General features: G+C 36.5%; 18 protein-coding genes. 17 read left to right on the top strand and 1 reads right to left on the bottom strand.

The features are described 5' to 3' along the window. Positions 1-10: 10 nt before the first annotated feature. From BM088_RS09510 to rlmB, 13 genes are all read left to right on the top strand, one after another. On the top strand, positions 11-1,534 hold the full coding sequence (locus BM088_RS09510) for an NAD(P)H-hydrate dehydratase (protein WP_091983153.1): 1,524 nt from the start codon (positions 11-13) through the stop codon (positions 1,532-1,534). Between the two features lie 11 nt (positions 1,535-1,545). Continuing rightward, positions 1,546-2,022 carry a tRNA (adenosine(37)-N6)-threonylcarbamoyltransferase complex ATPase subunit type 1 TsaE gene (gene tsaE / locus BM088_RS09505; RefSeq protein ID WP_091983151.1) on the top strand — a complete coding sequence of 159 codons (477 nt, stop codon included), beginning with the start codon at positions 1,546-1,548 and terminating at the stop codon, positions 2,020-2,022. After that, positions 2,015-3,361 (top strand): N-acetylmuramoyl-L-alanine amidase, encoded by a 1,347-nt coding sequence (locus tag BM088_RS09500; protein WP_091983149.1) that lies wholly within the window; start codon positions 2,015-2,017, stop codon positions 3,359-3,361. The genes tsaE and BM088_RS09500 overlap by 8 nt, the downstream gene beginning before the upstream one ends. Positions 3,362-3,375: 14 nt before the next feature. Continuing rightward, a complete protein-coding gene (gene mutL, locus BM088_RS09495; RefSeq protein WP_091983145.1) occupies positions 3,376-5,187 on the top strand; it encodes a DNA mismatch repair endonuclease MutL in 1,812 nt (603 codons plus the stop codon). Positions 5,188-5,207: 20 nt separating this feature from the next. Next, positions 5,208-6,098 carry a tRNA (adenosine(37)-N6)-dimethylallyltransferase MiaA gene (miaA, locus tag BM088_RS09490; protein ID WP_091983216.1) on the top strand — a complete coding sequence of 297 codons (891 nt, stop codon included), beginning with the start codon at positions 5,208-5,210 and terminating at the stop codon, positions 6,096-6,098. Positions 6,099-6,183: 85 nt separating this feature from the next. Continuing rightward, positions 6,184-6,453 carry an RNA chaperone Hfq gene (gene hfq, locus BM088_RS09485; RefSeq protein ID WP_091983144.1) on the top strand — a complete coding sequence of 90 codons (270 nt, stop codon included), beginning with the start codon at positions 6,184-6,186 and terminating at the stop codon, positions 6,451-6,453. A 17-nt stretch (positions 6,454-6,470) separates the two neighbouring features. After that, on the top strand, positions 6,471-7,769 hold the full coding sequence (gene hflX / locus BM088_RS09480) for a ribosome rescue GTPase HflX (protein ID WP_091983142.1): 1,299 nt from the start codon (positions 6,471-6,473) through the stop codon (positions 7,767-7,769). Positions 7,770-7,850: 81 nt separating this feature from the next. Continuing rightward, positions 7,851-9,026, top strand: coding sequence for an FtsH protease activity modulator HflK (hflK, locus tag BM088_RS09475; protein WP_091983140.1), 1,176 nt, complete (start codon positions 7,851-7,853; stop codon positions 9,024-9,026). Between the two features lie 2 nt (positions 9,027-9,028). Then, a complete protein-coding gene (gene hflC, locus BM088_RS09470; RefSeq protein WP_091983137.1) occupies positions 9,029-9,907 on the top strand; it encodes a protease modulator HflC in 879 nt (292 codons plus the stop codon). Between the two features lie 379 nt (positions 9,908-10,286). Continuing rightward, positions 10,287-11,603: an adenylosuccinate synthase gene (locus BM088_RS09465; RefSeq protein WP_091983134.1), complete on the top strand. Its 1,317-nt coding sequence runs from the start codon at positions 10,287-10,289 to the stop codon at positions 11,601-11,603. Between the two features lie 180 nt (positions 11,604-11,783). Beyond that, the gene (locus BM088_RS09460; protein WP_091983132.1) at positions 11,784-12,401 is read left to right on the top strand and encodes a tetratricopeptide repeat protein; all 618 of its coding nucleotides are present in this window, start codon (positions 11,784-11,786) and stop codon (positions 12,399-12,401) included. A 157-nt stretch (positions 12,402-12,558) separates the two neighbouring features. Next, positions 12,559-15,081, top strand: a complete 2,523-nt coding sequence (rnr, locus tag BM088_RS09455) for a ribonuclease R (RefSeq protein ID WP_091983130.1) — start codon at positions 12,559-12,561, stop codon at positions 15,079-15,081. A gap of 15 nt (positions 15,082-15,096) precedes the next feature. After that, positions 15,097-15,846, top strand: a complete 750-nt coding sequence (gene rlmB, locus BM088_RS09450; RefSeq protein WP_091983128.1) for a 23S rRNA (guanosine(2251)-2'-O)-methyltransferase RlmB — start codon at positions 15,097-15,099, stop codon at positions 15,844-15,846. Positions 15,847-15,901: 55 nt separating this feature from the next. On the opposite strand, the gene BM088_RS09445 is transcribed toward rlmB, so the two are convergent. Further along, the gene (locus BM088_RS09445) at positions 15,902-16,720 is read right to left on the bottom strand and encodes a type IV pili methyl-accepting chemotaxis transducer N-terminal domain-containing protein (protein ID WP_091983127.1); all 819 of its coding nucleotides are present in this window, start codon (positions 16,718-16,720) and stop codon (positions 15,902-15,904) included. Between the two features lie 294 nt (positions 16,721-17,014). Here BM088_RS09445 and rpsF point away from each other — a divergent pair, with 294 nt between their 5' ends. Genes rpsF through rplI form a run of 4 tightly spaced genes read left to right on the top strand, consistent with a single transcriptional unit; the run spans position 17,015 to position 18,419 of the window. Beyond that, positions 17,015-17,365, top strand: a complete 351-nt coding sequence (gene rpsF / locus BM088_RS09440; RefSeq protein ID WP_091983125.1) for a 30S ribosomal protein S6 — start codon at positions 17,015-17,017, stop codon at positions 17,363-17,365. 24 nt (positions 17,366-17,389) lie between these two features. Next, a complete protein-coding gene (priB, locus tag BM088_RS09435; protein ID WP_091983123.1) occupies positions 17,390-17,731 on the top strand; it encodes a primosomal replication protein N in 342 nt (113 codons plus the stop codon). Beyond that, a complete protein-coding gene (rpsR, locus tag BM088_RS09430) occupies positions 17,706-17,933 on the top strand; it encodes a 30S ribosomal protein S18 (RefSeq protein ID WP_002962753.1) in 228 nt (75 codons plus the stop codon). Before priB ends, rpsR begins: the two co-directional genes overlap by 26 nt. Positions 17,934-17,966: 33 nt before the next feature. After that, the gene (gene rplI / locus BM088_RS09425; RefSeq protein ID WP_091983121.1) at positions 17,967-18,419 is read left to right on the top strand and encodes a 50S ribosomal protein L9; all 453 of its coding nucleotides are present in this window, start codon (positions 17,967-17,969) and stop codon (positions 18,417-18,419) included. The last annotated feature ends 48 nt before the right edge of the window (positions 18,420-18,467 follow it).

The raw sequence follows: 18,467 nt of genomic DNA, 5'->3' as shown, positions 1-18,467 counted from the left end.
ATGATCAAATATGGCCGTTTTATACAACGCTAATTTACCACAAGTAGCCTATAGTGCGCAGCAAGTTCAAAAAAATGAATCTATCATAGCTAAAAAAATGGGCGTTGATATGTATCAATTGATGCAACGGGCAGGGAAAAGTGTTTTTTCTGTGCTTTGGGACCGTTTTAATAATGTGAATGATATTCTAATTTTGGCTGGTAAAGGAAATAATGGTGGAGATGGTTATATTGTTGCAAAATCAGCAATTGAAAATAATTTATCAGTAAAAGTATTTAGTATATGTGAGCCAAATGCGCTTAAAGGTGATGCGTTAAGAGCCTATACTGATTTTGTTAAGGCTGGAGGTGTATTAGAAACAAATTTAAGCTTTGATGCATGTGATTTGATTATAGATGCGTTATTAGGAACTGGCTTTAGTGGTGAATTATCAGAAGAAATACAAAATATTACTCAACATGCCAACTCAAGCTATAAACCTATTATAAGCATAGATGTTCCATCAGGTGTAAATGCAACAACAGGTTATATTTCTGAGCATGCTATTTGTGCTAATACGACAGTCACTTTTATTGGGCTTAAACAGGCTTTACTCAGTGGGATTGCAACAAATTATGTGGGAAAACTTTTTTTTTCAGGTTTAGGTATATCTGATGAGTTTGAAAAAAGGGTTGATTCAAATACTCACTACTTATCACAAGCGTCTTTATTATCGCATAAACTTATACGTAAAAAAGCGTCATATAAAAATCAACACGGTCATGTTTTAGTGATAGGTGGCGATAAAGGCATGGCTGGAGCCGTTCGTTTAGCCGGTGAGGCGTGTTTAAGAAGTGGTGCTGGTTTGGTAAGTATTGCTACTCATATAGATAATGTATCTAGTGTATTGAATGGGCGCTATGAACTTATGGTGCATGGCATACAAGATGACACACATCTAATACCTTTGATTGAAAAATCTGCCGTTATTGTAATTGGTCCAGGTATGGGGCAGTCCAGTTGGAGTAAAATGTTATGGCAAACTTTATTAATTTATTCTGAGAAAGTAAAAATAATTGATGCGGATGGTCTTAATTTTTTAGCCAATAATAGTGTTAATTTAAAAAATTGTGTTTTAACACCCCATGTAGGTGAAGCGTCCAGGTTACTCCAATGTACAAATCAGGATATTGAATTTAATCGATTTGACGCGGTTCGAAAAATAAGTGAACGATATCAGTCAACGGTTGTTTTAAAGGGGCCTGGTTCTTTAGTTTGTAATGATGAAAAAATAAATATAAATTGTTCCGGAACTGCTGCGATGGCAAGTGCTGGGATGGGAGATGTTTTATCTGGTATAATCGGCGGGCTTGTGGCGCAAAAAATGCCAGAATTGACAATTGATAACTCTATAAAGCTTCAAAATATTATTTTTGAAATGACATGTTTAGGTGTTTTTATTCATGGTCAAGCCGCACAAGATGCTTCTGTAAATGGTATTAATGGTTTATTAGCAAGTGATTTATTTCCACATATTAGACGTTTAGTTGGTTGAAAAGGTATAAAATGAGCAAAGTATTTAAATATTTGTTGGAGGATGAACAGGCGACGGTCTCTATGGGAAGGTTACTTGCTCAAAATATAACAAAAGGGGCTATTATTTATCTTTATGGTGATTTAGGTTCTGGTAAAACAACTTTTACACGAGGTGTTGTTCAGGCTTTTGGTCATAAAGGCAAAGTAAAAAGCCCTACATATACTCTTGTAGAGCCTTATGAGTTAGCAAATCAAAATATTTTTCATTTTGACTTATATCGCCTAGCTGATCCTGAAGAACTAGAATTTATGGGGATCCGTGATTATTTTTCTCAACAATCAATTTGCATGATTGAGTGGCCAGAAAAAGGAGCTGACTTTTTAGCTTCAGCTGATCTTGAGCTTACACTTGAGTATGTTGCACAAAAACGTAAAATTAGTATTATGGGAAAAACACCTAAAGGCCAAGAAATAGTTGAAAGACTATTAAATACAGTAAATGCGTAGTTTAAAAATTAATATAACCAAGATATTTATCGTATTCATTTGTTATAGCTGTATTGCTATACCATTTAGTTATGCGCAAAATAAAATCACTAGTGTGCGAGTTTGGCCATCCCCAGATAGCACTCGGGTTGTGTTTGATTTAAAAACTAAGCCTGAATATAGTTATTTTGTATTAAAGAAACCTCTTAGGTTAGTTGTAGATTTTAAAAATACGAGCCAGAAGGTAAAGCTGCCAAAAGTAACAAAAGAGCATCAATTAATTAAAAAAGTGCGCTTTAGTTCTCCCAAGAAAAAAGGCTGGACACGTTTAGTCTTTGAAATTTTAGAGCCCGTTAAACCCGTTATTTTTGCTTTAACACCAACCGGACCTTATAAAGATAGATTGGTTGTTGATTTATTTGCTATAAATAAAAAACCAGCAAAAGCAATTGTAGCTAAAAACAGGGACATACGTGGTAATAGAGATATTGTTATAGCAGTGGACGCGGGACACGGTGGTGAAGATCCCGGCTCTATAGGGCCATCAGGCACTTATGAAAAATATATCACCTTACAAATATCAAAACGTTTGGCAAAATTAATAAACGCAGAAAAAGGCATGCGTGCTGTTTTGCCACGTTCAGGTGATTATTATGTTAAGAATAACACTCGTACAGTAAGAGCCAGAAAGAACAAAGTCGATTTTTTTATATCTATTCATGCTGACGCATTTACCAGCCCTCAACCCAGAGGAGCATCGGTTTGGGTATTATCTTTAGGTCGTGCTAATTCTGAAATTGGTAAGTGGATAGAAAGTAGTGAAAAACACTCTGATTTACTCGGTGGTGCAGCAAGTGTGCTAAAAGATACTGCAAATGAAAAATACCTAGTTCAAGCCGTACTCGATATGAAAATGGATCATTCAATGAAAACGGGTTCTGAAGTAGCAGTTTCAATTCTTAAAGAATTGAAAAAAGTAACAAAAATGCATAAGAAGACACCGCAATATGCAAGTCTTGGGGTATTAAAGTCACCTGACATTCCATCAATCTTGGTTGAAACAGGTTTTATTTCAAATCCTGCGGAAGAAAAACTACTTAAAAATGCATCACATCAAAATAAATTAGCAAAAGCGATATTTACGTCTATTAGGAGCTACTTTAAGAGTAACCCACCAGATGACTCTTATTTTGCTAAAGTAAAACCTTCTATTCCAGAGCAGCATAAAGTGAAATCAGGAGATTCCTTAAGTGTTTTAGCACAACGTTATGGTGTTACTATTACGAAGCTGAAACAAGCAAACAAGATGAAATCTAATACCTTGATTATAGGTCAAAGTCTAACAATTCCCCGTAGTTAACAAGTGATATTAAAATGAGTATAGAGATTCTACCGGCACGTTTAGCAAACCAAATTGCTGCTGGTGAGGTGGTAGAGCGTCCCGCATCAGTTGTTAAAGAACTTGTTGAAAATAGCTTGGATGCAGGTGCAACACGTATTCAAATTGATATCGAACGAGGGGGTCATAAGCTCATTCGAATTCGAGATAATGGCTCGGGAATTAGCAAGGATGAACTTGCTTTGGCACTTTCGCGCCATGCTACAAGTAAGTTAAAAACTTTAGATGATCTTGAATGTATAAATTCACTTGGTTTTCGTGGCGAAGCACTTGCTTCTATAAGTTCTGTATCAAGGTTAACCTTAAGCTCTAAGCCTCAACTTCAAAGTGAAGCCTGGCAGGCTTATGCTGAAGGCCGCGATATGGAAGTTAAAATAAAACCAACGGCACATCCCGATGGTACTACGATTGAAGTTGTTGATTTATTTTTTAATACGCCTGCGAGAAGAAAATTTTTACGCACTGAAAAGACCGAATTTAATCACATCGATGAATTAATAAAGCGTATCGCACTGAGTCGTTTTGATGTAGGTATTACGCTAAAACATAATGGTAAAGTTGTCCGTCAGTACCGCGCACAGTCAACAACGGAACAAGGCATCAAAAGGGTCGCTCAAGTCGCAGGACGTTCATTTTTAGAGCATGCCTTATATTTAGAGTCGGGTGATGAACAACTTAAAATGTTTGGTTGGGCATTGCCTGTTGGGATGAATAAGGACCCTCAGTATACTTATGTGAATGGTCGCATGATGCGAGATAAACTTATTTTGCATGCGATTCGACAGGCATTTGAGGAAATGCAGCCTGATCATGAAGTACCTGCATTCGTATTTTATCTTGAAATTGATCCGCTTCAAGTGGATGTTAATGTACACCCTGCAAAACATGAAGTGCGTTTTCATCAGGCGCGTTTGATCCATGATTTTATTTTACAAGCGGTTAAAAAATTAGCAAAACAAACAGCCTTATTCCCAGAATCAACACCAGTGCAAGTGAGTGAAGATGAAGTACCATTTTCTTTGTCGGACTATTTACCTACTCATATTCCTGAAAAAACAAATTACTCTTCGAGTGTAAGTTCATCTGGTGGGAATTCATGTTCTTCAACAAGAAGCCCTGTAAGTTATCAACAACAACACCAAGTAAACTCTTTTTATCAAGGCATTGGCGAGCAGGCAGCAAAGCATTTTGATCATGTTGCTGAATTGCCTAATGAACTTGAAACTGTAAGCTCGGAAAAGGTTGAAATAAAACATAGAGAAATTATTTCCTTAACTTCAGGGAAGTGCATATTTAAACAAAATGAAGATATTTATTTGGGCCATTTTAATTCAATTTTACCTGCATATTGGTTAGTTGAAATTGAATTAGAGGCTGAACTGCCGGGTAAAGCCCTATTGTTGCCTGTAAGGGTCAATATATCAGAATCGGATGCCTTATTGATTGAAAGTAATTTATCTTGGCTAAATATCTTAGGGTATGATATTAAATTATCCACTCACTTTTTAATGATTAAAAAACTACCTGTGTGTATTTACTCTGAGGATGTAAATGTAATTGTCAACCGGATTATTGAGGTATGCAAAACGCAATGTTGCGATATTAATAATTGGCTGTCCTGGCAGGCAAGTGGAGTAGCACACACTTTTTTTACACCAGAAATACATAAAACTTTAATCAATTTTATTCAAAGAAAACCTGAATTAATGAACTTAATTTATGAAAAAGCAGTTAGAATAGATTTATCCGATTATTTAAGTCAATTACAGCGGAATATAACCAATTGAGTTTACCAGTTATTTTTTTAATGGGTCCGACAGCTGCGGGAAAAACTGATTTAGCGATACAGCTATGTCAAACTTTAAATACTGAAGTGATAAGTGTAGATTCTGCTTTAGTGTATAAAGATATGAATATTGGAACCGCTAAACCTAGTTCAGGTGAATTAGCGCAGGCACCGCATCATTTAATTGACATGTTAGATCCATCAGAAGTTTATTCAACGGCTAATTTTTGCAATGATGCTTTGAAAAAAATTACAGAACTGCATGCTAAAGGCAAAATACCTTTATTAGTGGGTGGTACTATGATGTATTTCAAAAGCTTATTGGAAGGAATTTCACCTTTACCAGAAGCTGATGTAGGAATACGAAAGCAACTTGAATTTGAAGCAAATGAAAACGGTTGGCCTGCTTTACATGCACAATTAGCACAAGTTGACCCTACTACCGCAAGTAGAATCAGTGAAAACGATTCTCAACGTATAAACCGTGCATTAGAAGTGTATCGAATTACAGGCAAGCCTATGTCTGAAATGCAGAATGTTAAAACAGGTGCTTTACCATTTAAAGTGTTTCAATTTGCAATTGCACCAGATGATCGCAGTGTTTTACATCAAAGAATTGAACAAAGATTTAAAATAATGTTAGATCAGGGGTTTGAAAATGAAGTAAAGGCCTTATATAAGAGAGATGACCTAAATGTTAAGTTGCCTTCTATACGCTGTGTTGGTTATCGCCAAATGTGGGATTATTTAGAAGGTGAAATAAGTTACGATGAAATGGTTTTTCGTGGCATAGTTGCAACTAGGCAATTGGCAAAAAGACAATTGACTTGGTTAAGAGGCTGGGAAAATGTAACTTGGCTTGAATCTGGTGCAGAAGAAAACTTGCATCGTGTGATATCTTCGCTAAGCTAGATATAAACACAAACAGTTGAAATCTTGATATTTATAGATTTTTATTACTACTAAATAAGAACACCTAAAGCTAAGGAAAATAACAATGGCAAAGGGGCAATCATTGCAAGACCCATTTTTGAATGCATTACGTCGTGAACGCATTCCTGTATCTATTTATTTGGTTAATGGCATTAAATTACAAGGTAAAGTACAGTCATTTGATCAATTTGTAATTCTTCTTGAAAACACTGTTAATCAAATGGTTTATAAGCATGCTATTTCTACAGTTGTTCCTGCAAGAGCAATTAATTTTCAAGCGACTCCATCTGGTTCTGAAACACCTGAGAACACAGAAGAAGGCAACTCGTATTAAATTAAGGAGTTTAATGTTTGTTTGACCGTTATGAAGCCGGTGAGCAGGCAGTCTTAGTTCATATTGAATTTCCAAAAGAGCATGATCGTGAAGATTTGCAAGAGTTGGAAATGTTAGTTTCTTCTGCAGGCGTTAATTCTTTGGCGGTGGTGCAAGGCTCTCGCCAAAAACCCCATGCTAAGTTTTTTGTCGGTACTGGTAAAGCAGAAGAAATTGCTGAGATTGTTCAAATGCATCAAGCCGATGTAGTTATATTTAATCATGTTTTAACACCATCACAAGAACGAAATCTCGAAGTTGTTTGTCAATGCAGGGTTTTAGATCGTACTACCTTGATTTTAGATATTTTTGCTCAAAGAGCGCGAACTCATGAAGGTAAGCTACAAGTTGAATTAGCGCAATTGCGTCATATTTCTACTCGCCTGATACGAGGTTGGACGCATTTAGAAAGGCAAAAAGGAGGGATCGGTCTACGTGGGCCTGGTGAAACGCAACTTGAAACTGATAGGCGTTTGATCCGTGGTAAAATAAAAAATATTCAAAAACGTTTAGAAAAGGTTGCAAAACAACGAGATCAAGGGCGTAGAGCACGAAGTCGAAATGAGGTTCCTACGTTATCTTTAGTTGGATATACGAATGCAGGTAAATCAACCTTATTTAATAAAATGACTGGAGCGGATGTTTATGCAGCTGATCAGTTATTTGCGACTTTAGACCCGACGTTACGTAAAATTGAAATAGCGGATGTTGGCAGTACTATTTTAGCTGATACAGTCGGCTTTATTCGCCATTTACCTCATGATTTAGTTTCTGCATTTAAAGCAACTTTAACTGAAACGCGTGAAGCTGATTTACAACTTCATGTAATTGATGTTGCAGATGACAAACGTCAAGAAAATATAGAGCAAGTGAATTCAGTTTTAAAAGAAATTGAGGCTGATGATGTACCTCAATTGTTAATATATAATAAAATTGATATGGTTGAGGAATTATCTCCACGCATTGACCGTGACGACGAAGGTAACCCTATTCGTGTTTGGTTATCAGCTCAAACAGGATCTGGCTGTGATCTTTTGCTTGAGGCGGTAAGCGAATGTTTAGCAGATAAGGTATTGGCATGTAAACTTGAACTATCTGGAAAGTATGGTGGTTTAAGAGGTGCGCTATATCGTTTGAACTGTATTACAGGCGAACAATTTGATGAATTAGGCAATTGGTTGCTTGATATTAGATTACCAATGATGGATTGGAATCGCTTGAAAAAAGAATATGGTAATGAAATTGAGCAATTAATTAAAATAGATCAGACTACTTAACTGATTTATTATGAAAAAACAGATTAATTTGTTAACTTGTTCAAATAAAGTATTTATTTTAAATAACATTGGAGTATAGCTATGGCCTGGAATGAGCCGGGTAACAATGGGAATAAAAACAACGACCCTTGGAAAAATAAAGGCGGACGTGATCAGGGCCCACCAGATTTAGATGAAGTTTTTCGTAAATATAGCGATAAACTAGGTGGTTTATTTGGCGGCAATGGCGGTGGTAACAAAAGCAATAAAGGTTTTAGTAACCTAGCGATTGGTTTTGTTTTAGTAATTGCGATTGTGGTTTGGGCTTTGAGTGGTATTTATACAATTAAAGAAGCTGAACGAGGCGTAATTTTACGATTTGGTCAATTTCACTCAATTGCTGATCCTGGTTTACGTTGGAAAATGACTTTTATTGATAAAGTGCTTCCAGTTGAAATTGAAGCTGTTCGTTCACTATCAGCCTCAGGTTTTATGTTAACTGAAGATGAAAATGTAGTAAGCGTGGAATTTGTTGTGCAATATCGTGTAACCGATCCAAGGTTATACCTTTTCAGCGTGACAGATGCCGATCATAGTTTACAACAAGCTTTAGATAGTGCACTTAGATATGTTGTTGGTCATTCAAGTATGGATGATATTTTAACCAAAGGTCGTGAAGAAGTTCGCCAAAAAACATGGGATGAGCTAACTAAAATCATTGAACCATATAATTTAGGCTTAATTTTAACCGATGTTAACTTTAAAGACGCACGTCCACCTGGTGAAGTAAAAGATGCATTTGATGATGCTATTGCTGCACAAGAGGATGAAGTGCGCTTTGTGCGTGAAGCAGAAGCTTATGAGCGTGAAATTGAACCGCAAGCGCGTGGTCAAGTAACTCGTATGACTCAAGAAGCCGAAGGTTATAAAGATCGTGTAACTTTAGAGGCTGAAGGTGAAGTAGCACGTTTTAATAAATTATTACCTGAATATCAAATGGCTAAAGATGTGACTCGTCAGCGTCTTTATATTGAAGCTATGGAAGGGGTATTAAGTACTACATCTAAGGTATTAGTTGACGTTAAAGGTGGTAATAATATGATGTATTTACCATTGGATAAGATAATGCAGAATAGCCAAGGTGGTACAATTACTTTACCAAAAGCAAGTGATTTACAGAACCTAAGACAAAAAATGGGCAATTCTAGAGGCAATAATAGTCAAGTGAATAGTGCTTCAGACCGATTTGCAACTGATCGCTTTGGTAATGGGAGATAAAGATGAAGAATTTTAGTTTAGCTATTTTAGTAGCAGCCTTATTTTTATCTTTTTCATCTGTATTTGTTGTTTTTGAAGGACAAAAAGCAATTGTATTACAGTTTGCTAAAGTGAAAAAAGATTCCGCCGATAGTGCCGTTGTATATCCTCCGGGTATTCACTTTAAAGTGCCATTTATTACGCAAGTGCGTAAACTAGATGCGCGAATTCAAACGCTTGACGGCGCACCCGATCGCTTTGTGACGAGTGAGAAAAAAGATTTAATCGTTGATTCATTTGTGAAATGGCGTATTAAAGATTTTAGCGCTTATTATTTACGTGCTCGTGGTGATAAGCAATACGCCGAAACTTTGTTGAAACAAAAAGTAAATAATGGCCTAAGAACGAATTTTGGTTCGCGTACTATTAAAGAAATTGTTTCAGGTAAAAGAAGTGAATTAATGCGTGATGCGTTAACTCAGGTGTCTGAGAGCGCAAATGAATTAGGCATTGAAGTCTTAGATGTTCGAGTGAAACAGATTAATTTACCTACTGAAGTGAGTAACTCTATATTCCAACGTATGCGTGCTGAGCGTACTGCTGTTGCGAAAGAACATAGATCACAGGGTAGAGAGCAATCTGAAACGATCAGAGCTGGAGTCGATCGTCGTGTTACTGTTATGCTTGCAGAGGCTGAACGTAATGCAAGAACCGTGCGTGGTGAAGGTGATGCAGCAGCGGCTAAAATCTATGCTAATTCGTATTCAAAAGATGCAGACTTTTATACTTTTTTGCGTAGTTTAGATGCTTATAAGGCAACTTTTAATAATAAAAGTGATGTTATGGTGCTTTCTCCGGACAGTGATTTCTTTAAATTTATGAAAGGTACACAAGGTAAATAGTATTATCTTGTATGCTAAATGATCAAGCCTCGCTAGTTTTACATAGCGAGGCTTTTTTATTTCATCGTATTTATTTTTTAGATTTAGTGCTAGCCCCAAAATATTAGTGATATTGGATATGGGTTATTAAGTCAACGCTTCAAAACCTAAAAGAGCTTGGAGTTTTATTAAGTACATTAAGTAAGCTTGAATTTTATTTTTGGAAACTAGCGTGTGATTTTTAAAAAAACGCACATTAAATATTTACCTTTATAATCATAAAGTTAAGTTGTTGCTCGTAATTTATTGTCATTTTTGTTGTAAAAATATGCAAAATTAGGTGATCTTAGCCTATATTTTTTGTTAAAATCCTCGCCTAATTTTTCAAAGTGAATCTACAATGGGTAAAAACGTTGTTGTATTGGGCACCCAATGGGGTGACGAAGGAAAAGGTAAGATAGTTGATCTACTTACTGATAAAGCATCTTTAGTTGTTCGTTATCAAGGTGGTCACAATGCTGGTCATACTTTAGTGATCGATGGCGAAAAAACTGTATTACATCTAATTCCTTCAGGCGTATTACGTGATAACGTGAAATGTGTGATTGGTAATGGTGTTGTATTAGCACCTGATGCGTTAATGAAAGAAATGGGCATGCTTGAAGAGCGAGGTGTTCCAGTTCGTGAACGTTTACTTATCAGCGAAGCTTGTCCACTAATTCTACCATACCATGTAGCATTAGACATTGCGCGTGAAGAAGCTCGTGGCTCTAAGGCGATTGGCACAACAGGTCGTGGTATTGGTCCAGCATATGAAGATAAAGTAGCTCGTCGTGGTTTACGTGTGGGTGACTTATTTAACCCAGAGTTATTTGCTGAGAAATTAAAAGAAATTCTTGAGTATCATAACTTTACCTTGGTTAATTATTATAAAGTTGAAGCTGTAGACTTCCAAAAAACTTTTGATGATGCAATGGCTGTTGCTGATATCCTTAAATCTATGGTTGTTGATGTTACTGAGCTGCTTGACCAAACGCGTTTAGCGGGTGATAGCATCTTATTTGAAGGTGCCCAAGGTACGCTTCTAGATATTGACCATGGCACATACCCTTATGTAACATCTTCGAATACTACGGCAGGCGGCGTTGCTACAGGGGCTGGCTTTGGTCCATTAAACTTAGATTATGTTCTCGGTATTGTTAAAGCTTACACAACACGTGTTGGTTCAGGTCCTTTCCCAACTGAATTATATGACGGTGAAGATAAGCAAGACCCAATTGGCAAGCATTTAGGTGATGTTGGCCATGAGTTTGGTGCTACTACTGGGCGTTTACGTAGAACTGGTTGGTTTGATGCAGTTGCTATGCGCCGTGCAGTTCAAATTAATAGCATCACAGGTTTTTGTTTAACAAAACTTGATGTTTTAGATGGTTTAGAAACTATCAATATTTGTACTGGCTATAAGCAAGAAGATGGCACTATTTCTAACATCACGCCACTTGCAGCTGAAGGTTATGAAAAAGTAACACCAGTATATGAAACTATGCCTGGTTGGGCTGAAAATACAGTTGGTGCTACTTCTGTTGATCAATTACCTAAAGCGGCAATTGATTATATTAAGCGCATAGAAGAGATCACTGGTGTTCCAGTTGATATTATTTCTACAGGTCCAGATCGCGTAGAGACAATGATAGTTCGTAGCCCATTTGGTGAATAACATTTTATTGTTTCATATTAAAAAAGCTACCTAAGGGTGGCTTTTTTATTGACCAAAATTTAATGTTTCTTTTAAATCTGGTGTGATTCTTGAATATAAAATCTCAAGTTTTGCTTGTTGGTATTTTTAAGAATAAGCGTATATTGGGTTTAAGCTGTGAGTAAATATATGGGTATCACGATGAATAAGCTAAAATTAATATTTTCTTTTTTATATTTAATTCCTATTTTAGCTAAAGCGGCTGCGCCCCTTGAAGCTGTTCAAATATATACACAAGATGAATTATTAACTTTGATCAAAACAAATAGTCATTTATCTCGGGTGAAGCTTGATAACTGTCAACTCGTTCAGGATATTGAAGCACGAGCCATGAAAATGAAAATACCAGCTTATCAATTTTTATTTGGGGATATGCTTGCATATGCTGTTTGTGTTGACCGTGACGTTGAACAAGGTATTTATTATATGAAATTAGCAGCAGAACAAGGCTTACCTGAAGCTTTGGAGCAAATGGGTCGCTATTATCATTTGGCTAAGTTTGTTCAAAAAGATTTAGATAAAGCAATTGTATATCTCAGAGAGTCAGCCTCATTGGGAAATTTAAATGCACAAATGCGTTTAGTGTCTATGTTTAATCAAGGAATAGGAAGCCCCAGAGATTATGAAGACGCTTATCATTGGTTATTTAATTCAATAACAGCGGATAAAAAAACACATGATAAAATTGATCAGTTATTAAATACATTAGCTAAAAAAATGCCTGCAAGTGTGATTAAGCGTGCACGAAAATCGCTTTAAAAATTAATAATGCCAAGAGCTAAAGTCCTTTTTTATAGTATCGTAAATTATTTTACTTAAAAATACTGTATGCAGTAGTGTCTAATTTCAACTTATCCTGTCTCATTGTTTGCTTTTGGTTTAAAATAACAACATATTTAATTCAAAAAGCCTTTTAATGTCTGATCAGGATCCATTTCTAACTCGAGAACAAGAAAAATACGATAATCCAGTGCCTAGCCGGGAATTTATTTTAGCCCACATGCAAAGCCGCTCTAAACCTGCGCGTTTTAATGAATTGTGTGAAGAGCTTTCTGTGCAAGATGAAGAACGTGAAATCGGTTTGAAACGTCGTTTGCGCGCAATGGAACGCGATGGGCAAATCTTCTTTAATAAACATAAATGCTACTGCATTATTGATGAATCAGAATTAGTTAAAGGCAAGGTTTTAGGTCATAGAGATGGCTTTGGTTTTTTAGAATTAGAAGCCGGTGGCAAAGATTGGTTTATTCCTAAACATCAAATGAAAACCGTTTTACATGGTGATGTCGTGCTGGCAAAACCGGCATCAAAAGGCAGAGGGGGTAAATGTGATGCACGTATAGTACGTGTTATTGAAGGGCAAAGAGCGCCGATAGTTGGTCGTTACTTTGTTGATCATGGTATGGCATTAGTGATCCCTGAAGATCCGCGTATTACACAAAATATTATGATTTTACCTGGTAGTGAAAAAGGCGCTCGCCATAATCAAATGGTACAAGTCGAAATAACACAAAGACCAAGTCCACGTATGGATGCTGTCGCTAAAGTGATTGAAGTGATTGGCGATCATATGGCACCAGGTATGGAAATAGAGGTCGCACTGCGTAACCATGATATTCCATATGTATGGCCTAAAGAGGTTGAAGCGCAAGTTGCACCTTTAGCCGAAGAAGTTGAAGAGTCAGCAAAGCAAGGTCGAATTGATTTACGTGATATACCTCTATTAACCATAGATGGTGAAGATGCTCGTGATTTTGATGATGCCGTTTATTGTGAACCTAAAAAATCAGGCGGTTGGCGTTTGTGGGTCGCAATTGCAGATGTATCGCATTATGTACCTAAAGACTCAGCATTAGATGAAGAGGCAATTAATCGTGGTAACTCGGTTTATTTTCCTGAGCAAGTGGTACCTATGTTACCGCGTGTATTATCAAATGGTTTATGTTCATTAAATCCAAAAGTAGACCGCTTATGTTTAGTGGCAGAAATGACCATTTCAGAAGCAGGACGCTTATCGGGTTATAAGTTCTACGAAGCTGTAATGAATTCACATGCACGTATGACGTATACGCAAGTATCTGCAATTTTAAAAGGTGATGAACAACAAATTGCAGCAAGTCAAAATGTTGTGCCGCATTTACAAAATCTATATCAAATGTATTTTGCGCTGAAATCAGCCCGCCAAAATCGTGGTGCAATTGAGTTTGAAACAGTAGAGCCTAAGTTCGTATTTAATGCCCATCGTAAAATTGAAGCTGTGACTACAATTGAACGTAATGATGCACATAAATTAATTGAAGAATGTATGATTTTAGCAAATGTGTCGGCGGCACGTTTACTTGAAAAGCATGAAGCCAGTGCGTTATACCGTGTTCATGATGAACCGGATCCTGAAAAGTTATCGAATTTTAGAAAGTTCTTAGGTGAGTTAGGTATTGAAAATCCATTACCTGAAGAGCCAAGCCCTAAAGAAATAACACAGTGTATTGAAAAACTTGGTCAAAGACCTGAAGTCGAGTTGATCCAAGTAATGTTATTACGTTCAATGAAACAAGCTGTTTATCAGTCAGGTAATATTGGTCATTTTGGGTTATCTTTACCAGCATATGCTCACTTTACGTCACCGATACGCCGTTATCCTGATTTAGTTGTACACCGTGCAATTAAAGGCGTGATAAAGGGGCAAGGCCAGCAAACTTCTGGTGAATATATTTATAACCCTGATGAGGTAAATCAATTAGGTGAACTCTGTTCTAAAACAGAGCGTCGTGCCGATGATGCAACAAGAGAAGTTGCTGACTGGCTAAAGTGTGAATTTATGCAAGACCATGTTGGTGATGAGTTTACTGGTGTGATTTCATCGGTGACGAGTTTTGGTTTATTTATCCGTTTGGATGAACTTTATATTGATGGCCTAATTCATATTACTTCACTTACTAATGACTTTTTCCAGTTTGATGGTGCTAAACATCTATTAATTGGTGAAAACTCTAAAAAAGTATATCGTTTAGGCGATAAAGTACGTGTAAGTGTAGTATCTGTTAGTTTAGAGCAAAGACGTATTAATCTTATTTTAGCTGAAGATGCAGTTGTTGATAGATATGCACGTCGTCGTAAACAAAATAGTAGTGCATCTCCTATATCTCCTCGCAGATATACTCCGGCTAAAAAAAGTGTTAGAGAACAACTTAAATCTGGACAAATTCCTAAAATTTCATCTCGAAAAAATGATGATGGAAATCCAGATGAACAAGAAAATACTAGAGATCATAAAAAGCCACCTAGTAAAAATAAAAAACGTAAGCCTAATAAACGTAAAACAGCTCAAACTGATTCAAAGACTGGTAACAAGCAGGCTAAAAAGTCAAAAACAAAGTCTAAAGCAAAGAAAAAGCGCCCAGGTAAAAATGCACGTAAGCGTTCTAGTGAAAAAGGGTAGAGGAGAGAAGAGCAAGTGAGTAATGAATTAATCTTTGGATTTCATTCGGTTGAAGCAATTTTAAATGCTGAGCCAGAACGTTTTATTGAAATATATGCACTCAAAGGTCGTGATGATAAACGTTTAACTCCTGTGTTAGAAACTGCAAAAGAGTTTGGTGTTTCTATTCAGTTTATGCACAGAAAAACACTTGATGAAAAAGCAAAGGGTGAGCAACATCAGGGTATTATTGCAAAAGTAAAAGCGGGTAAAAAATTTAGTGAAAAAGATTTAGATGAAATTCTAGTTGAAAAATCTAAAAACAATGAAAATGCTTTTTTTCTTATTTTAGACGGTATCACTGATCCTCATAATTTAGGTGCCTGTTTGCGCAGTGCTGATGCTGCTGGTGTTGATGCTATCATTGTACCAAAAGATAATTCAGCTAAATTAAATGGTGTTGCTCGAAAAGTAGCCTGTGGTGCAGCAGAAACAATTCCACTTATTCAAGTGACAAATTTAGCGCGTACTTTAAGAGAAATTAAAGAACAAGGAGTTTGGGTTGTAGGTACGGCGGGTGAAACTGATACTCACGTATTTGATGCAAAGCTAATGGGGTCTATCGCCATTGTAATGGGGGCTGAAGGTACTGGCATGCGCCGTTTAACGCGCGAGCATTGTGATTCATTAGTTAAGATACCTATGGTTGGTACGGTTTCGAGCTTAAATGTCTCTGTAGCAACTGGCATTTGTTTGTTTGAAGTCTTAAGGCAGAGGTCTCTTTAAATAAAAATGAGAAGTGGCTAAAACTCAGGGTTATAGACCACTTCATATATTTAGCTTATAAAGCTATTTTCATGCTTTCGCTAAATATCGTTTTAGCAAAATCTTCTCGTTTATAAAGTTCAGTCACTTGATCCATATCTTGTAAAATTGTTTCAGTGATCACTTGGATCACTCTGGGCACATATCGCGCTTTCTTTTTCTTTATAAAGCGAGATTGATAAAAAGACCATTGATTATTTACATCATTTAAAGCAGTTTTTATCTGCTCTGGGTTTTCAGGAATATCAATCAGGTATACTAAGGCATCGGAAAATTCTTTTGCCGTATCTCGCATTTCTTCGTGATATTTATCTTCATTATAACCACTGAAGCCCGCTAAATAAAACATTGCTAAACGCTGTGATAACATACGTTGTCGACCAGAAATATTTATTAAGACGGCACTTTTTGTAGCTGACTTAAACTCTAATGCAATAACTAAATTATTTGCTAAGTTTAATAACTCGCCACTTCGTTTAACAATTTCTGGTGTGTTTTCTCGTTTAGGTTCCCTTAACGCAAATTCTCTAAATTCTCGCCATCCCTTGTTCAGTTCTTGTAAAGCTTTTTTAGACATAGCATCATCTTGAATTGATATTTTTAGTTTGTGCAGATTCATTTCAAAATTTGCAGCACTTTCATCTAATTCTTCTGTTGCTTCATCAGGTGTAATACGACTTGAAATCAAAATGTAGTTTTTAGCTATCCTCTGGCTCAGCATGCGCTGTGAGCCTGCTGTACTAATAGCTTGTTCAGTAGATAGTGCTTTTGAATTTCCTGAGTTTGATAGTAGTAATAAACTCATAAAAATTGGTATTAGAAGTATTTTTTTCATGGTGAACCTTTTGACTATTCCTTTTTGGGCACACCTTAACTTAAGAAAAAAGATAAAATTTGATCTAGATCAACTCAGTAAGTACTTAATAAATAATGCTTATATTTTCTACTTTGTTTTCATTAATGTGTTTTTAAAGTGAAAAATAATGAGCTAGAATAAAAAACATTCATAGATTGCAGAATATATTAAACCTGTGTAAAATACGCGCTCTTTCGACCAACTTAATATTAGTTCCTTGCCTTAAATCGACCGGTCGAACGATAAAAGGCTAATTAACCGTAAGGAATACCCATGCGTCATTACGAAATCGTATTCATGGTTCATCCAGATCAAAGTGAACAAGTTTCAGGAATGATCGAACGTTACACAGGTTCAATCACTGAAGCTGGCGGTACTATTCACCGTCTAGAAGATTGGGGTCGTCGTCAACTGGCTTACCCAATAAACAAACTTCATAAAGCACATTATGTTCTAATGAATGTTGAAACAACATCTGAAGTAGTAAGCGAGCTTGAAACTACTTTCCGTTACAACGATGCAGTGCTACGTAGTTTAGTTATTCGTACTAAAAACGCAGTAACTGAAGCTTCTCCTCTTGCAAGAGAAGAGAAAAAAGAAGCAGCTCCTGCAGCAGCAGCTTAATCGTTGTTGAGTAATGAAGGCAATATGAATGAGCTGAATATTTCGGGTGTTTTATGTAAAACACCTAAATTTAGCCAAAGCCCAGCTGGTATCCCACATTGTATTTTAGTGTTGGAACACAGATCTCAACAAATGGAAGCAGGATTTAACCGTAATAGTTATGTTCGAATTCAAGTTGTTGCTAGTGGTCATTCTATTGTTGAACATACTCAGAATTTAGAAGTTGGGCAAGAATTGGCTGTAATGGGGTTTTTAAACCGCCATGAAGGTCGAAATGGATTAAGTCAATTAGTTCTACATGCACAACAAATTAACAGAATTAGTTTAGGAGATTTATCTCATGGCACGTTATTTCAGACGTCGTAAGTTCTGCCGCTTTAAAGCGGAAGGCGTACAACAAATAGATTATAAAGATCTAGCTACTCTTAGAAACTATGTTACAGAAAGTGGCAAAATTGTACCAAGTCGTATTACTGGTACTAGCGCTAAATATCAGCGTCAACTAGCTACCGCTATCAAACGCGCTCGCTACTTAGCCCTTCTTCCATACACTGACTTACATAAGTAAGCAGCGGTTCAACATTTTTTAAGGTGTGGATAAATGCAAATTATTTTATTAGACAAGATCGCTAACCTAGGTACTCTAGGCGATCAAGTTGCAGTTAAATCGGGCTATGCTCGTAACTTCCTTTTCCCACAAGGTAAAGCAGTTCCTGCAACTAAAGCAAACATTGAAACTTTTGATGCACGTCGTGCAGAATTAGAAGCTAAAATTGCTGAACAACATGCAGCTGCAGAAATGCGTGCTGATACACTTGCTGCATTAGCTGAAGTTACTTTAGTATCTAAAGCTGGTGATGAAGGTAAGTTATTCGGTTCAATCGGTACTCGCGATATCGCTGATGCTATCTCTGCTGTTGGTGTTCCAGTTGCTAAATCTGAAGTTCGTCTTCCTCTAGGTACAATCCGTGAGTTGGGTGAATTTGATGTTGCTATTCAAGTACATTCAGACGTAACAGCTACGATTAAAGTTGTTGTTATTGCTGAAGCTTAATTTTTACTTTTTAAAGTAATTATTAATGTTAAAAACCGTGCTTTGTCA

This window comes from Pseudoalteromonas denitrificans DSM 6059, from assembly GCF_900112265.1.
GTDB lineage: Bacteria > Pseudomonadota > Gammaproteobacteria > Enterobacterales > Alteromonadaceae > Pseudoalteromonas > Pseudoalteromonas denitrificans.
This window is presented reverse-complemented; position numbering and strand designations above follow the sequence as displayed.

Bases quoted from the DNA above. Each gene is read 5' to 3' on its own strand.
- rnr (WP_091983130.1), top strand. From the start codon at position 12,559: ATGTCTGATCAGGATCCATTTCTAACTCGAGAACAAGAAAAATACGAT.
- hfq (WP_091983144.1), top strand. From the start codon at position 6,184: ATGGCAAAGGGGCAATCATTGCAAGACCCATTTTTGAATGCATTACGT.
- tsaE (WP_091983151.1), top strand. From the start codon at position 1,546: ATGAGCAAAGTATTTAAATATTTGTTGGAGGATGAACAGGCGACGGTC.
- BM088_RS09500 (WP_091983149.1), top strand. From the start codon at position 2,015: ATGCGTAGTTTAAAAATTAATATAACCAAGATATTTATCGTATTCATT.
- BM088_RS09465 (WP_091983134.1), top strand. From the start codon at position 10,287: ATGGGTAAAAACGTTGTTGTATTGGGCACCCAATGGGGTGACGAAGGA.
- rplI (WP_091983121.1), top strand. From the start codon at position 17,967: ATGCAAATTATTTTATTAGACAAGATCGCTAACCTAGGTACTCTAGGC.
- mutL (WP_091983145.1), top strand. From the start codon at position 3,376: ATGAGTATAGAGATTCTACCGGCACGTTTAGCAAACCAAATTGCTGCT.
- priB (WP_091983123.1), top strand. From the start codon at position 17,390: ATGAATGAGCTGAATATTTCGGGTGTTTTATGTAAAACACCTAAATTT.
- BM088_RS09445 (WP_091983127.1), bottom strand. From the start codon at position 16,720: ATGAAAAAAATACTTCTAATACCAATTTTTATGAGTTTATTACTACTA.
- BM088_RS09460 (WP_091983132.1), top strand. From the start codon at position 11,784: ATGAATAAGCTAAAATTAATATTTTCTTTTTTATATTTAATTCCTATT.
- BM088_RS09510 (WP_091983153.1), top strand. From the start codon at position 11: ATGGCCGTTTTATACAACGCTAATTTACCACAAGTAGCCTATAGTGCG.
- hflK (WP_091983140.1), top strand. From the start codon at position 7,851: ATGGCCTGGAATGAGCCGGGTAACAATGGGAATAAAAACAACGACCCT.
- rpsR (WP_002962753.1), top strand. From the start codon at position 17,706: ATGGCACGTTATTTCAGACGTCGTAAGTTCTGCCGCTTTAAAGCGGAA.
- hflC (WP_091983137.1), top strand. From the start codon at position 9,029: ATGAAGAATTTTAGTTTAGCTATTTTAGTAGCAGCCTTATTTTTATCT.
- rpsF (WP_091983125.1), top strand. From the start codon at position 17,015: ATGCGTCATTACGAAATCGTATTCATGGTTCATCCAGATCAAAGTGAA.
- miaA (WP_091983216.1), top strand. From the start codon at position 5,208: ATGGGTCCGACAGCTGCGGGAAAAACTGATTTAGCGATACAGCTATGT.